The 13,837-nt window shown below is 57.3% G+C and carries 10 protein-coding genes and 1 pseudogene; 2 read left to right on the top strand and 9 right to left on the bottom strand.

Annotated features, from left to right (window positions below; genetic code table 11):
- Nucleotides 1-179: 179 nt before the first annotated feature.
- From AC0NIL_RS29790 to AC0NIL_RS29820, 7 genes are all read right to left on the bottom strand, one after another.
- Nucleotides 180-608: a hypothetical protein gene (locus tag AC0NIL_RS29790; RefSeq protein ID WP_473573902.1), complete on the bottom strand. Its 429-nt coding sequence runs from the start codon at nucleotides 606-608 to the stop codon at nucleotides 180-182.
- 230 nt (nucleotides 609-838) lie between these two features.
- A complete protein-coding gene (locus AC0NIL_RS29795; protein ID WP_473573901.1) occupies nucleotides 839-1,201 on the bottom strand; it encodes a ChuX/HutX family heme-like substrate-binding protein in 363 nt (120 codons plus the stop codon).
- A 1,058-nt stretch (nucleotides 1,202-2,259) separates the two neighbouring features.
- Nucleotides 2,260-3,291 carry a LacI family DNA-binding transcriptional regulator gene (locus AC0NIL_RS29800; protein ID WP_473573900.1) on the bottom strand — a complete coding sequence of 344 codons (1,032 nt, stop codon included), beginning with the start codon at nucleotides 3,289-3,291 and terminating at the stop codon, nucleotides 2,260-2,262.
- A gap of 1,088 nt (nucleotides 3,292-4,379) precedes the next feature.
- Nucleotides 4,380-5,186: a TIM barrel protein gene (locus AC0NIL_RS29805; protein WP_473573899.1), complete on the bottom strand. Its 807-nt coding sequence runs from the start codon at nucleotides 5,184-5,186 to the stop codon at nucleotides 4,380-4,382.
- 861 nt (nucleotides 5,187-6,047) lie between these two features.
- Nucleotides 6,048-7,256: a beta-ketoacyl-[acyl-carrier-protein] synthase family protein gene (locus AC0NIL_RS29810; protein ID WP_473573898.1), complete on the bottom strand. Its 1,209-nt coding sequence runs from the start codon at nucleotides 7,254-7,256 to the stop codon at nucleotides 6,048-6,050.
- Entirely contained in the window at nucleotides 7,257-7,532 is a 276-nt protein-coding gene (locus AC0NIL_RS29815; protein ID WP_473573897.1) for an acyl carrier protein, read from the bottom strand.
- Nucleotides 7,533-7,779: 247 nt separating this feature from the next.
- The gene (locus AC0NIL_RS29820; RefSeq protein WP_473573896.1) at nucleotides 7,780-8,439 is read right to left on the bottom strand and encodes a NodA family N-acyltransferase; all 660 of its coding nucleotides are present in this window, start codon (nucleotides 8,437-8,439) and stop codon (nucleotides 7,780-7,782) included.
- Nucleotides 8,440-8,511: 72 nt separating this feature from the next.
- Between AC0NIL_RS29820 and AC0NIL_RS29825 the strand changes: the two genes are divergently transcribed.
- Nucleotides 8,512-9,450, top strand: a complete 939-nt coding sequence (locus tag AC0NIL_RS29825) for a LysR family transcriptional regulator (RefSeq protein ID WP_473573895.1) — start codon at nucleotides 8,512-8,514, stop codon at nucleotides 9,448-9,450.
- Nucleotides 9,451-10,382: 932 nt separating this feature from the next.
- Here the strand turns inward: AC0NIL_RS29825 and AC0NIL_RS29830 are convergent.
- Both AC0NIL_RS29830 and AC0NIL_RS29835 read right to left on the bottom strand, forming a co-directional pair.
- A pseudogene (locus AC0NIL_RS29830) lies at nucleotides 10,383-10,557 on the bottom strand (helix-turn-helix domain-containing protein); the annotation flags it as partial.
- A gap of 81 nt (nucleotides 10,558-10,638) precedes the next feature.
- Nucleotides 10,639-11,580 (bottom strand): LysR family transcriptional regulator, encoded by a 942-nt coding sequence (locus AC0NIL_RS29835; RefSeq protein ID WP_473573894.1) that lies wholly within the window; start codon nucleotides 11,578-11,580, stop codon nucleotides 10,639-10,641.
- An 810-nt stretch (nucleotides 11,581-12,390) separates the two neighbouring features.
- Between AC0NIL_RS29835 and nolL the strand changes: the two genes are divergently transcribed.
- Complete coding sequence (gene nolL, locus AC0NIL_RS29840; protein ID WP_473575064.1) at nucleotides 12,391-13,515, top strand: nodulation factor fucose acetyltransferase NolL; 1,125 nt, start codon at nucleotides 12,391-12,393, stop codon at nucleotides 13,513-13,515.
- Nucleotides 13,516-13,837: the final 322 nt, after the last annotated feature.

The raw sequence follows: 13,837 nt of genomic DNA on the forward strand, positions 1-13,837 counted from the left end.
CCGACCTCCTCCAGGGCACGCGCGAGATCACAGGCAGGACATATGGATCAATCTCATCTTGCTTCACCGCCAAGTCGCCAAGGGCACATTGGTGATGGCGACCTGCGTTCTCCTGCTCAGCTTGCACTCAATCATCCAATCACATCGGGCCATCTCCGACGCAACGAGCTCACTCGTAGTTATAGTGCTCTGAGGGCTTCTCTAGGCTTGACATCCACCGAGACGGCCTCCTGAACCGGCTTTCTCGCGGATACATATGGCGGCCGTTCTCTCCATTGATGAAGGCTAGAATCGGTTTTCATGCTGTTTTTTTCCTCACAGCCATCCAGTTCCAGGGTGATTGAGAATTCATTGGAGGACGCCCCTTGCAACGGAAGCTGCCGCGCCGGACCGTTATTTGCGCCCCGCTGGGGGTTTAACTCAGGGAAACGCGCCCTTGAACGCAAACCCTCGCAAAGCCCCTCGGCGAGCTTGGTAACGAAGCCTGGAGTCGGGGCGGTGGTCGGCGAAACAGGTTTGGCATCGCCGGCCTCGGCTGGCAGCGCTGTGGTGAGCAGTACGCACAGCACCGGCGCGAGCGACGAGCGAAGATAAAAATCAGGAAGCATCGGTGTTACCTCATGCGGCTGTGGGGATTGGGATACGCGGCAGGCTCTCGGTTAAAAACGCCGGTCGCTGCGCTCGCCTCAGCCTGCACGGCGAGCACTGAATAGCTGGATGATAATGCTTCGTCGGGGCCATACGCTTCAAACGACGTCCACATGGCCGTCCGATTTTGGTTTGCGCACGGCCCAGAGCTCGCGGTCGTGTTGTCTTGAGATGCAGATGGAAATTCGGGTCAAGCACATTGGTTCGAGGCGCGATGCGCTTGGGGGTTCAAAATCTTCAACACGTCGAAAAATGGATGCGGATCGCGCAGCCGAATCCGATGCTCGCGCAGGTTCTCGACCGTGGCCGCTTGGACGGCACTCCTTGCCTCACTCTCCTTGTCGCTCTGCTTGAGCCAAACCTTGGGGAAAATCCGCAATTCGATGCCGTCGCCGAGCATCATGGCACGCTGGTTGCCTGTCGCTACCCTGTCGTAAACGCCGACTTTCCAGTGCACTGCATTGCCATTATGGGTTTGCGCCATGGCCTCGCCTACCGCTTCGAGGCGGTCAACAAACGTGGACACGCGGCTAGAGATCCCGGTATTCGCCATTCTGTTTTGATGATGGAAAACGATTGGCTAGGACTTCGCATGTTGGTTTGCTCCCCCGGGGCATCGATTTGGACAGGGTGTCAGGCAGCTGTTTTTCCTGCCTAAGGTACGCAACAAAAGTCGTGCCAGACGAGTTCAAGCAATCGCAAAGAGCATCTTGAGCAGGCTATTCAAGGTCTGCAGCGGCAAAGTAAGCACTCGCCCAAAACGCCTTGCGTCGCTCATCTGACAAATCTAACAGGACGTGTCGGTAACACGACGTTCTTCCAACGGCTACCAGGTCAGAGCGATTGCGAGATGCCACACTGTACATGGATGGAAGACGATTTCGCCGGTCTGCCCGATCCGGCGATCACCTAGCGGATGCGTACTACGCTGGAACGCGCATACGGAGACTTCGTTATGTCCTCGCCCCTGACGCGACGGTGTTTAAGGTGCTCAGGGGAAACCCGATGTGCTGGGCCGCGCCAAATCTTTCAGACGCATGAGCCTTAACCAAGCAGAGTTGCCTCGCTGTACGGGCAAGAAACGGTCCGATGAGAGTGTGATCCATAGGACGGGTGCCGGTTCTTCGGCATATAGCCCAGTAAGGTTTTTGAAGAGCCGGTTGTCAAACTCGACAATTAAGATTCGTGGGGTGGGGACAAGGACGGCTCTGCGCGCCCGAGGCTAAGTAGATCCGGGGATCACGTCTCGGGGCGAGCCCTAGCCTCAGAGGAGCGAGCCGCTTTTCGGCGAAACTGTCCTGAGCGACCATCAGGTGGTTCATGCTCGTTCACCCTCCGCGAGCCTTGTCACGCAACCACGGTTTTCCTGTAGGTGCAGCTGCGGCCTGCTCATCTCACAGACCGGCAAAGCGGATGCTGGCCTGTGCTAAAATGTCGTGGCTTTGATGGTGAGCTGTAGCTAGCGCATTCTTGGCCTGAGACCATACCGATGAGCAGCAATGCTGTTGGGGTCGGCTGGCTTTCCTTACAGGCCGGAATCCGGTGCCGCGGCACTCAACGAGCGAGCGCATTGTGGAAGGGAAATGGGCTGGCTGATGGAAGTCTATGAGTTCATATGTTCTCCGGCAGGTGGATGTCAAACGGCAGGATTGTCTGTCCGGGTGTATTCGAAGCTCCAGTCTCGATCGCCCTGGCCATCAACGTCACCAGCTCCTCACAAAGCCGGCGCAGTGGTGTACCAACCGCCATCGTTATGATGTTGTCTTTGAGCGCCGCCCTTGATTCATGTGTGATTTCATTAACAATGGCCACGAGGTTCTGGTCTGTGCCCTGCTCGCGGAGCGCCAAGATGGCGCCTTCCATACCACCGCCGGCTACATACAAGCCAACGAGCTCAGGTTGCCGCTGCACTAGGTTCAGCGTCTTCTCGTATGTGATCTCCCGCTTGTCGAGATTTACAAGTGTTTCGAGCACCTCGAACCCGGGAGCATTCTCACGAAAATAGGAGCGAAAGCCGAGTTCGCGGCGCTTCTGCCCCAGGAACCGGTGGCTGCCGACCATTACCGCCACTTTGCCAGGTCGCTTTGCGGCCCTGGAGAATATCCAAGCAGCCGTTCGCCCGACCTTGCGATTGTTGAGGCCGACGTAGCCCTCGCGCACGCCGGCCGCAAAGTCGGAAAGTAGCGAGAAAACCGGGATGCCCCTCGCCTTGAGCTCCTCGACCGCCGCTGTTATTTTCGGGTGGTCCGGCGCAACCATGGCGAGAGCATGGCAGCGTCCGCCAAAGTCCTTCAAGAGACTGACGGTTTCTTCTGGCATGTTTGACGAGGTATATTCGATGCGTGCAACGCCATGGAAGGACTGGGCCAAACTGACCGCCGATTCGACTTCGCGCGCGAAATCTTGATAGAAGAGGTGGTTGGGTTTTCTCAAAACGAACCCCAGCCGATATTGCGGCAGATGATGTTGGAGGCGTTGTTTGATCAGACCGGTGCCATGATACCCGATGGCGAGGGCGGCGTCGTAAACGCGACGCGCAGTTTCCTCCCGGACCGGCTGGCGAGCATTGAGAACCCGATCGACTGTAGTCACACTCACCCTGGCTTCTCGGGCGAGATCGGCAATTGTGGGACGCTTTTCCATGTTCCAATTCTATCTTCACAGAGTAGATGCTTGCCCAGCGCTGCAGGGCCTGCGCTGCACGAGAGCGAATACGCGAACAGCGCGCCTGCTGCGTTTCACCCCGAGAAGTTAGGCCTCTGATTCTCAGGCTGCGGAATGTTCTTTGGAGCTTGAATGTTGAGATGTTCCGATGAAAATTTCCCGTTTAATTAGCCGGCGCACAGCGGATCTGCTTGGCGCCGGCTCTATGTTTTAATGGACGAGCCAGGGCTGTCGGAGCACATCCCCAACACCAGTAGCAGCTCTCGCGTGAGTAGCGGAGGAAGAAAATAGAGAATCCGTTAATGGCCCGACTGCTCCAACAATGGATGTTCACAACTCGGTTTTCAAGCTCAATGCCATTCTGATGAAAGCCGCACCGATCCTCCAAGTGGACGGAGGCGTCGGCGATCTGGTCAAAAGCCCATGTGTAAGAGCGGCAGGTCAGCCGGCTGTGCGAATAGATCGACGGCGGGCTTACAAGGTTGCTTGGAGGCCCAATTGAGGGCTACCGGCAATATCTGTGGACCGACCGATCGGCCGCGGGCGCGGCGTCGGGATGGTTCGTCGCTGTCGGCGTGAACGCGGACGGACCGGTGCGAGGCGCTGGTATGGGATTGGCACGTCCGAGGCCGAGCTGATCTGGACGGAGCTCCTGGGCAACACGTCGCGGCCTGCGTGACGTCAAGCTGTGTCTCCGCTACCCATGAAGGCATTAACGCACAGATGCCCTCCAGATGTGCAGGGGTGTGGCACCACCTGCGTCTTAACAGCATGTAGGATCTGGTGTTCCGGGATCGAACATTCCGGAGCTCGGTCGCGCAGCTGGCCGAAATTGCCAGGTCGGATGATTTCAGGTTGAACGATGGCCAATTTTTCGAAATAGTTGGCGAACCGGTTGCGGTGACGGTGCCGAGGTTCACCTCTTCGCTGTCAGAAATATCAGCGGTTCGCGGCGCGGCCCCCGAGATGAACTCTTTGTTACGCTGCCATTACAAAGCAGCTGGCACCGATAGCCGAGCCGGCGCCGTGGGAAAAGGCGGCACCCTCACATGTTGAAAACGCTCGCCTTAGATAGCGCACCTCAATATGCCATGTCGGATCAGATCGAGGCTGGCGGCAAATGGACCTGCGAAGTCATCAAGCGCATGGACTTCTTCGACAAGCTCAACTGAGAAGGGTCCTGAATAGCCGCCGTCAAGCAGGGCCTGGATTTGACTGCCATTATCAAAACCTCCTAGGAGGCGATCCGGGTAGATCCAGAACGTCGGATCGTTTACCGCTGATATGTGCACCAGACCTGTCAGGTCGGAGAAGAAGAATGTCTCCCCGGCCAGCGTGTGGTGAAACGTGTTGTGCACGATGCGGAAAACGGACCGGGAATCAACAGCGGTAATGGCCTTGGCCGCTTCTTGCTTCGATCGAAGCGAGGAAGTCTGGAAGCCCAGCGGTTCGATGAGTCCGATCAGACCCCGCGCCTCAAGGATCGGCTTGAGCGCCTTCAAGGCGGCGCGAAGATTGTCCTGGCGCTTATCGTTGGCAGGGCACGAGCCATCGTTGACAGGCATTAGCATGAGCGCCTTGGCTCCACAGGCCGCCGCATAATCGGCCAGTTTGCACGCCTCGGCCTTGCGGGCGGGAGTCCAGTCATTGAAGCGCTGTAAGGCATTGACGGAGATAATCGTAACCCCCGCTTCAATGGCGGCAGAGCTGATCTCGGCTGTCGACATGCCGCGAGCACTTGCGTTGGTGCAGAGATCACGCCGGATTTGAACCTCGGTCAAACCGAGCTCGCGGGCGAGCGCGAAGAACGACATGACGCCCAATCCGGGCGCCGCCATTTGGTCGAGTGCAAAGCTGAGTGGTGCCTGGCGCATGGCGTCGCTTTCCTTCTATGAAGTCCGGCCGTCGTTCCGACTGACAGGCTTGTTCTGTGGGTTCATTTATGAGCCGAAATGATCGGCATGCCGGGGCAAGTCAATTGAACTTGCCCCGGTTCTGTTCACACTATTTTTCGTTCATTTATCAGAAGCTTAGGCTAACGGGGCCGCGGCGCCGGCTGAAACATGATAGCACCGGCGCAGGGCTTAACGCTGCCAGTTTCCCACAGATAAACGGGCCTCGATGGGAGCTGCCCACGGGCCGATCATTATGTAGCAGGGCGCTAGGATAGGGCGAGGCCCACGCCGAGCGCGACCGCGCCGCCGAATATTAGGAACTCCTTGCGCTGCAAGTCACATACTGGCGGTCTGGCTTGCTGCAAACAGCCAGTTTAGAGCGATTTATGTGGTCCAGCATTGAAAAAAGGACATGATCCCCGGACATCACGACTGAAGAGCACATCCACAAGGGAGCCGGGACGGGCCTGGGCTGCCCAGCTGAGTGGGGGTCCTGCCATGTAGCCAGCTCACCGCCGGAGCAGCTGAGCCCCCCGCAACGCCGCCCCGCAGTAGCCCAAATTGCTCGATACTCCAGCTATGCTGATGCCCTTCAGTCTGTTGAGTCGACCACTCTCAGATCCCGCATAAATCTTGCGGGCCGGCGGTAGAGCAACCATCCGGTTTACGCATTCCAGGGGCGGCCCGTGACGGCGGGTTTACGGTGGCTGACTCCGATGAGCCCAATAGGATGATCGGACCACAGTGGCTGCTTTACATCCCGCAGAAGTGAACGGCACGCGCTCGCCAAGGACGAGTGAGGCAGCCGACCGCTCCCTAGGTGAACCGACTGTCTCGTGACTATATCTGCCCGAATGCCAGAACTGCGTTCGTGCCTCCCATTGCGAAGGCGTTGCTCAGAGCTGTGCGCACCTTGCGCTCGCGTGCTACATTGGGGGTGATGTCGAGATCGCAATCAGGATCGTGCTCGCGGTAATTCGCCGTCGGCGGCACGACATTCTCGCAGATCGCCATCACACAGGCGATCATTTCAATCGCGCTCGCTGCGCCGAGGCAATGCCCATGCATGGACTTGGTCGAGGAAATGGAGAGTGTACGTGCATGCTCGCCGAAGACGCGCTTAATCGCCGCCGTCTCGACGAGGTCGTTTGCATTGGTCCCAGTGCCATGCGCGTTGAGGTAGTCGACGTCCTCGGCGTTCAGTTTGGCATCGGCAAGGCAGGCGCGCATCGCCATCTCAGGTCCTTCTACAGCTGGCGCAGCGATGTGGAAGGCGTCGGCGGAAAGGCCGATACCGACGATCTCGGCGAGTATGGTCGCACCGCGCGCCCTCGCGTGCTCATAGCGTTCCAGAACGGCTATGCCCGCACCCTCACCTAGTACCAGACCTTTCCTGTCGGCGGAGAAGGGCCGACAGGTGTCCGACGCAAGCACGCGCAGCGCCTCCCAAGCCTTCACGACGCCCCAGATCAAGGGCGCTTCCGCGCCGCCGGCAAGCATCACGTCGGCGCGACCGAGCTTGATTTGATCCACTGCGGAGGCGATCGCATGATTTGCGGAAGCACAAGCTGAGGTGACGCCAAAGACCGGCCCTTTCAGGCCGAGGCTCATGCTGACATGGGCGGCAGCTGCGCTTGGCATCACCTTTACCGCAGTTAATGTTTCAGCACGGAACGCATTGCCCAGAAAGAAGGCGCGGTAGTTTTCCTCGATCGCATCCCATCCGCATACGCCGACTCCCACTGCCGCCCCGAAGCGAAGGGCATTTCCTGCCTCGCAGGAAAGTCCGGCCTGTTTCATGGCTTCGCGCGCTGCTAGCACAGCCAGGAGGCTGAAGCGGTCCATGGATATGAGCTGCCTAGGGTTGATGTCGTGTTCCGGCAGCGCTTTTATTTCGGCGCCTATAACCCCCTTCAGTTCATGAAGCTCGGATTTTAGGACCGGGCCGATGGCGGAGCGACCTTCACGCATTCCCGTCCAAATGGAGGCAACGTCGGATCCCAGTCCGCACAGTCCGCCCATTCCGGTGATGACGACACGGCCGTCCATTCAAGCCTCCCCCGGCAGCAAGCCGCGGACAGCTTTCACCACGTCTCCTACACTCTGTAGATCTGCCCAGGCATCGGCCGTGTTCATTTCGATTTTGATACCGTAGGCTTGCTCTAAGTCCCAGAGCATGTCAGCCATTGCCAGTGAATCAAGGCCAAGCGAAGTCAGCAACGTGGCACTCGTCATCTCCTTGCCCCCTGGCGCGGGCGTGATCCCCTCCGATGCGGCCCGTTTTTTGATCATCGCGATGATTTCGGCTGTGAGTTGATCTGTCATTTTGTTCCTTTCCAGCTTGCATTCGACGTAGCGGGTGGCCAGTACCTCTCGCCTTGCAACCACACGATGATAGATACGGATGAATCGCCGCCGGTCAGCCGAGTGGGCACAGCCCTACAGCAGCCGACGCGGACCAGCAGATCGAGAATTTGCGAAGTGTAAAAAGGCTTGGGACGTCAAATAGACCTCGGACTGCCTGTCCCATAACCGTAGGGTGCCTGCAGTTCGCTAACGTGGTCGAGATATTTCATAGCTCCGGGCCATTCCGGTCTATCAGGGTTCCGGATGGCCACTCGCTGATGGGCCGTGAGATCGGCATGACCACGACGAGGACGTCCTCAACGCGCGTGGGCGGCAGGTCGAGATATACTTCAGGCTGGGTCGAACGTACGTGAACCCCTGGCATTATGGTCGCAAGGCCGCCTCGGCAGAGCCTGTCAAAATGGTTCCGCATCGCGTGCCGAACCGTGCCGAACGCGAATGGAACGTCAAGTTGGCGCAGTACTGGGTGCATGGCCCGCAATGAAAAGCTGATACCGAGTCCCTCAAGATCCGGGCGCACGCCGTACAGTCCGAGTTCGCCGACCAGGAGATCAGCTTCACCAATCCTGATGAAGCGGCGCAACAATCCGATGTGGGCCGCTACCCCTTGGGAGTCGTAGCCGATTGCCCGCAGTTCGGGCCTTGCCCGAGCCCAACTACGAGCGCCTTGGAATAGCTTTCCGTTCGAGGCCCCGGTCGGTTGATACGTGTTTCGGAAAAATTCAGCGAGTTCGACATGGTCGGCCAGCTCCAACTCATTTTCCCAACATAACCTCCAGCGCAATTGAGAGATTTCCTTCTTCGAGCTCTTATTAAGGCACTCTTCACGCAGTGGAAGCGATCTGTGCACGTCAGACTCGTCCATTGCGAGATTCTGGGAAATCGGTAAAATTGATTTCTTGCATGTAGCGCATTCACTCTATGGATATTAGAAAATATGCGTTTCAGAGGGCTTGATCTAAACCTTCTCGTCGTGCTTGACGCACTGTTGAGCGAGCGCAACCTCACGGCAGCGGCAGACCGCATTAATCTGAGTCAGCCGGCCATGAGTGCGGCCGTCGCCCGATTGCGCCATTATTTCCACGATGAACTGTTTACGATGAGGGGCCGCGAACGTGCTCTAACGCCGCGAGCGGAAGCACTCGCCCCCGCAGTCCGCGAGGCTCTCTTGCACATCGAGTGCTCGATCATTTCTTCGGATCCGTTCAACCCAGCTCAATCCGAGCGCCGATTCAGGATTTTTCTTTCCGATTACGTCACGCTCGTGTTTCTGGAAAAGGTCGTGGAGCGTGTTTCACGCGAAGCACCCGCCGTTAGCTTTGAATTGCTGCCTCTTGACGATGCCCCCGATGAGCTTCTCCGGCGCGGTGATATCGATTTTCTAATCATTCCGGAATCGTTAATGTCGAGTGCCCACCCAAAAGTGGCGCTGTTCGACGACACGCTCGTGTGCGTGGGCTGCCCTACGAACAAGCAGCTGCCGGCCCAGCTTTCATTCGAACGATATCTGTCGATGAAGCACGTCGCGGCCAGGGTCGGGCGGACGCTGAGGCCCTCCCTCGAGGAGTGGTTTTTGCTTGAGCATGGTCTCAAGCGACGTGTGGAGGTCTTCGTACAGGCCTATGGCATGATCCCGCCAATGGTATCAGGCACAGCTCGCATAGCGACGATGCCCTTCCGGCTGGTCAAGCATTTCGAAACACGGTTCCCTCTGCAGATCGTCGAACTTCCGCTGCCACTTCCCGCATTCACTGAGGTCGTCCAGTGGCCGGCCGTTCACAACGGCGATCCAGCGAGTACCTGGATGCGGGACATAATGTTGCAGGAAGCCTCTCTCATGGCCACTCCGCGCAAACCGGGCGGTCGACGCTCCTAGCAAGCTGTTGAAAGCGCCCGCCAGACGAGGTGACCATTGGCGTACGGTCGAAATGGTATCTGAGACATGGATTCCTGGACTTCGTTGAAGAAGCGCATCTGACGTTCAAAGGCGTGGCGGACGGCGAGATCAACTTCTCCGCTACGGCGCGCGAGACGGCTCCTAGGCCGAGTTCTCGTGGGGAAGGTCACGACGAAAGCGATTCCGCGGGGGGACGGGCGATGATCGGCACCGCGGATCGCCTCTCTGGCCAGTTCTGCATCCACAATGCCGACGACTCACGTTCATCTACGAACGCGCTGACATCTGTGGCCCGACAATCTATTGCGCCGTCGAGTGCCTGCGATTGAGACCGCCCATGACAGAAATGTGCTCCAGGCGGTCAGAAAGAATAAGACCTCCCGGCAAAGGTGTGGTGGAATGGCTCGTGCACGAGGCGGAACACAGAGTGGTTCCCATCCCGGGATCACGGTCGTGTGTTCTGCAAAGCCACAAAGCGCGATCATGACCGGTTGGTGATGCTCAATGTCACGTGATCGCGCCCAAGACAGAAGATAAATTCGCCGCCGCCAAAAGATGTGCTGCAAAGCCCGACCGGTAGCGCGAATTCGTCCGAATGGATGCGGGATGTCCGCGAGGCGGAGATTGACGAAGCGCGCAGGGGTGGGAAATTTTGTCTGGCGCTGGACTACAGTTCAGGGCTTCCACCAGGTGGTAGTCCCTTGGAAGATTAGGGTTCTGTATGTGCGCGCGAAGCCTCTTAGCAGAGGCGCTTATTGGTCCAGGCGCATCGACTGATTCCATGTGGGAAAGCCTGCTCGATTCTTCGAGGTCGGATGGGTAAGGCGCCGAGTACCCTGTCGCGGCGGGTCAATTGGGACATGTTGGTCTGGATAGTCTTAACGGTCCGGATTTGCATCGGGCGCCATAGGCTATAACCCTTTGGAAAAATCGCTGCGTACGATGCCGTGCCGCTGCAGCTTGTCGTAGAAGGTCTTGCGCGGGATACCGAGTGCCTCGATCGTGCGCCGGACATCGCCATCTTGCGGCCAAGTGTCTCGCGGATCACACGGCCTCATAGCGCTCCAGCCGTTCCGGCAGCGAACCGGCGTCTTCCATTTCCGCCGATGCGGAAGGTGGCACCTGACCAACTTCCTCCAGTGACTCACTGGCTCACCTACGAGCAGTCTATGAGCGCCTGAGACGTCCTGAGGGGTCACAGGGAGATATCCGGGAGGCCTCTTCTAACAATGTCTGTCTCATCCAGATACTTGCCGGATCACTATTGTGAAGTGACGGCCATTGAACGGCCTCGGTGAATACGGGCAGCGGCAGCGGGAGCTCTACGATGCGCAAGGGGAAGTTTTTTTTGAAATGGTCAACCAGCCGAAAGGGTATTGTCCCTATTCTAGGGGTGCCCGAGACCATCGGCGGAATCATGCTAAACCCCTGCACAGCCACCTCGACACGTCTCTTTAGGCCATGCTCAACGAGAAACCGTTCTTCAATCGAGGGTTTGAATGTCCGGCCAAACGTGACCGCAACGTGTCTCATTGACATGTATCTCTCGAATGTAAGCTGCCTCGGCAGTTTCTTGTTGGTCGGGCAGCCCACGCACACGAGTGTGTCCTCGAACAAGGCTGCTCTTGGATGAGCCTCCGACATGAACAATTCCGGAATGATAAGAAAGTCGACGTCACCACGGCGGAGTAGCTCGTTAGGGTCATCGTCCAGTGGGGATACCTCGAAGCTGATGGCGGGTGCCTCACGTGCAACACGCTCCACTACCTTTTCCAAAAACACGAGCGTAACGAAATCGGAAAGAAGAATCCTGAAGCGGCGATCGGATTGAGCGGGGGTGAACGGATCCCAAGAAATGATTGAGCACTGGATGTGCAGAAGTGCATCCCGAACGGCAGGGGCGAGTGTTTCCGCGCGTGGCGTCAGTACCCGTTCGCGGCCGCTCATCGCAAACAGTTCATCATTAAAGAAATGGCGAAGCCGGGCGACTGCCGCGCTCATAGCCGGCTGACTCAGATTAATGCGGGTCGCCGCCGCCGTGAGGTTTCGCTCAGTCAGCAGTGCGTCGAGCACGACGAGAAGGTTCAGATCAAGGCCCTTGAAACGCATCGGTCATACATATCCGCAACCTGAATGCCTGTCATTGAAACAATCGATTTCACAGACTTTGCGAAACGTCGCATAGGGAGGAGGTCCAGATGCAGCGGTGGGGCACAGTCCATGTATGGCTTTGACCGAGAGGCAATTTCTGTCGCTCGCGGCCGGTTGCCTGGAACAAGCGATCAGCATATCGCTTGCAGTCATGGGGTCCGTCGATGCGGGGAGCGAACGCACGGGTTTGAAAGCGCAAATTGCGCCTTTAGCCTAGGAAAGATTTAGAAGATGAGGTTCATGCCTTTTAGAGTGGACATTGTGCGGACACCACTCGCAAAAAGCTAAGCCTTTTCGGCCCTCCCAGATGCCCCAATCGGACAGGTTCAAGCTAAGGCCGCAGGCTTTTTCCAGCGCTTGTTCTGCTCCTTGGGAAGGTGACCGCTCGGTACGTGACGAAGGCGAACGCCGCTAAATGCCGCAAACACGTAAGGCGAACCTTGAATATGGCTGGACAATCTCGGCTACGCTTGGTGGGGAACGCCAAACTCGTTGAGTGGAGTGCAGGGACCCGTGAGTTCTTTCTCCGCAGCGGGAAACCCGTAGGTAGATACTGAACGGCGCACTCTGGTATCCGTGCGCCTTGACTGTGCTGAATTTGCATGTGGCGCGGCACTGCAGTCGCGTTTCATGCAAATTTTGCGCTGAATGAGTCGTTGCAATGGTCTTACCTTCGGCGAAGCCTGCAAAGGCGGGGCACATATACAGCAGCACGTCGGAATGCATCCCGTGGAACTGCGCCGCTCGACGAATATTTGGAGTTCTGATTTGCACCTTAGAGAAGCCGAACCAGCTCAACGTCTACCGCGCCATGTAAGCGCCAGGGATCAGCGCCTCGATTTCGCAAAGTCTGTGTTAATGGTGCTGGTTATTGTGGGTCACCTTCTGCAAAGCGTCGTATATAGAAGCGATGCCTACTTCTGGTACTCCCCATATTTCAAAGCTATATATATGTTTCACATGCCGCTATTCATGGCCATAAGTGGATATTTAGCCTCTGGCTCAATATTACGGAAGACTTTTTTCGGGAGCGTTGTCAGCCGTGCAATGCAATTGTTGCCGCCGATGGTATTTTGGTGCGGCGTAGTGGCACTAATTCGGCTCGTCGCAAATCATAATTCGCGCAGTGCGGCTGGTGGTCTAGTTGTCTTTTTGTCGGAAGAAATCATTGGGACCTACTGGTTCATATGGGCCACATTTATTTCCTTTGCCCTCGTCAAGGCCTTAATGTCATTCGGCCGTCTTTCGCCGTGGCTCGTTGTAGGGTCCGCCTTTATATTTGCGTTGTTGCCAATCACATCCTCCATAGCCCCCCTGGTGAGATACACTTATCCGTTCTTCTGCGTGGGATTTCTGTTCGCGTGGAAAGGTGATTCGGTGCGCCATGTCGTGACGGAACGGTACTACATCTGGACACTCCTAACTGGCATTGTCACGGTGTTGTGCTTTATCGCCTGGGATCGGGAGACTTACGCATACATTAATGCAGTTTCGATTCATGACTTGGCTTCAGCAAAAAAAGTTCTTGTCATGTTTTCCGGATCAGCGGCAGCTTCCGCACTGGCGCTGGCGGCAATCTTGGAGATATGGAGGCGTACTGGCTCATCTCGAATTGCTCGGTTTTTAGCCGTTGAAATTGGTCAGGGCACGCTTCTGCTTTACCTGGTGCAGGGTGCCGTTTTCCGCATCATGGACTGGGTAGTATTAGGGCAGCTTTGGGGTATCACGAACAGAATCGCGGTCGCGGGCATGCTCGGCGCGGTCACGGTTATGACAGCCATTGTGGTTAGGAGCGCAGTGAACGACCTTGGGTCCGTGGCGCGGACTATTGTTGGAGCGGCGCCACGAGCAGATCAGTCGCTCGTTACAGCGAGTCCCGGACGACGCCGCTGATCATGGACAGCCTGCGAGCTTCACAGAAATGTCCTGACGTGAATGCGGTACACTTGTGCGATCGTCCGAGTTTAATACTCCGCGATCAGACGACTCATTGGTTCCGCATCGCTGTCCTGTCGGAGCGGCCTCGTGAGCTAGTGGTCCCAGAGGTGAATGCGCCGCTAGGGTAAGGGCCGGCGGGCGGCCGGCTCCTCCTTGCCAACTGGATCGCGTCATTGCTTCAAGCTTGGCAGCCTGACGCAAGGAGTTTACAATATACGCCCGGCCGCCGTCCAAGGCGAGGCAAGGATGTCCTTGCCCTAATCTGCGCGATGCGGTT

This window comes from Mesorhizobium sp. WSM1343 (assembly GCF_055901535.1).

What these genes read in the sequence shown, in the direction of transcription:
- AC0NIL_RS29810 (WP_473573898.1), bottom strand. Translation starts at nt 7,256, where the DNA reads ATGGACGGCCGTGTCGTCATCACCGGAATGGGCGGACTGTGCGGACTG.
- AC0NIL_RS29815 (WP_473573897.1), bottom strand. Translation starts at nt 7,532, where the DNA reads ATGACAGATCAACTCACAGCCGAAATCATCGCGATGATCAAAAAACGG.
- AC0NIL_RS29800 (WP_473573900.1), bottom strand. Translation starts at nt 3,291, where the DNA reads ATGGAAAAGCGTCCCACAATTGCCGATCTCGCCCGAGAAGCCAGGGTG.
- AC0NIL_RS29795 (WP_473573901.1), bottom strand. Translation starts at nt 1,201, where the DNA reads ATGGCGAATACCGGGATCTCTAGCCGCGTGTCCACGTTTGTTGACCGC.
- AC0NIL_RS29825 (WP_473573895.1), top strand. Translation starts at nt 8,512, where the DNA reads ATGCGTTTCAGAGGGCTTGATCTAAACCTTCTCGTCGTGCTTGACGCA.
- AC0NIL_RS29835 (WP_473573894.1), bottom strand. Translation starts at nt 11,580, where the DNA reads ATGCGTTTCAAGGGCCTTGATCTGAACCTTCTCGTCGTGCTCGACGCA.
- AC0NIL_RS29805 (WP_473573899.1), bottom strand. Translation starts at nt 5,186, where the DNA reads ATGCGCCAGGCACCACTCAGCTTTGCACTCGACCAAATGGCGGCGCCC.
- AC0NIL_RS29790 (WP_473573902.1), bottom strand. Translation starts at nt 608, where the DNA reads ATGCTTCCTGATTTTTATCTTCGCTCGTCGCTCGCGCCGGTGCTGTGC.
- AC0NIL_RS29820 (WP_473573896.1), bottom strand. Translation starts at nt 8,439, where the DNA reads ATGGACGAGTCTGACGTGCACAGATCGCTTCCACTGCGTGAAGAGTGC.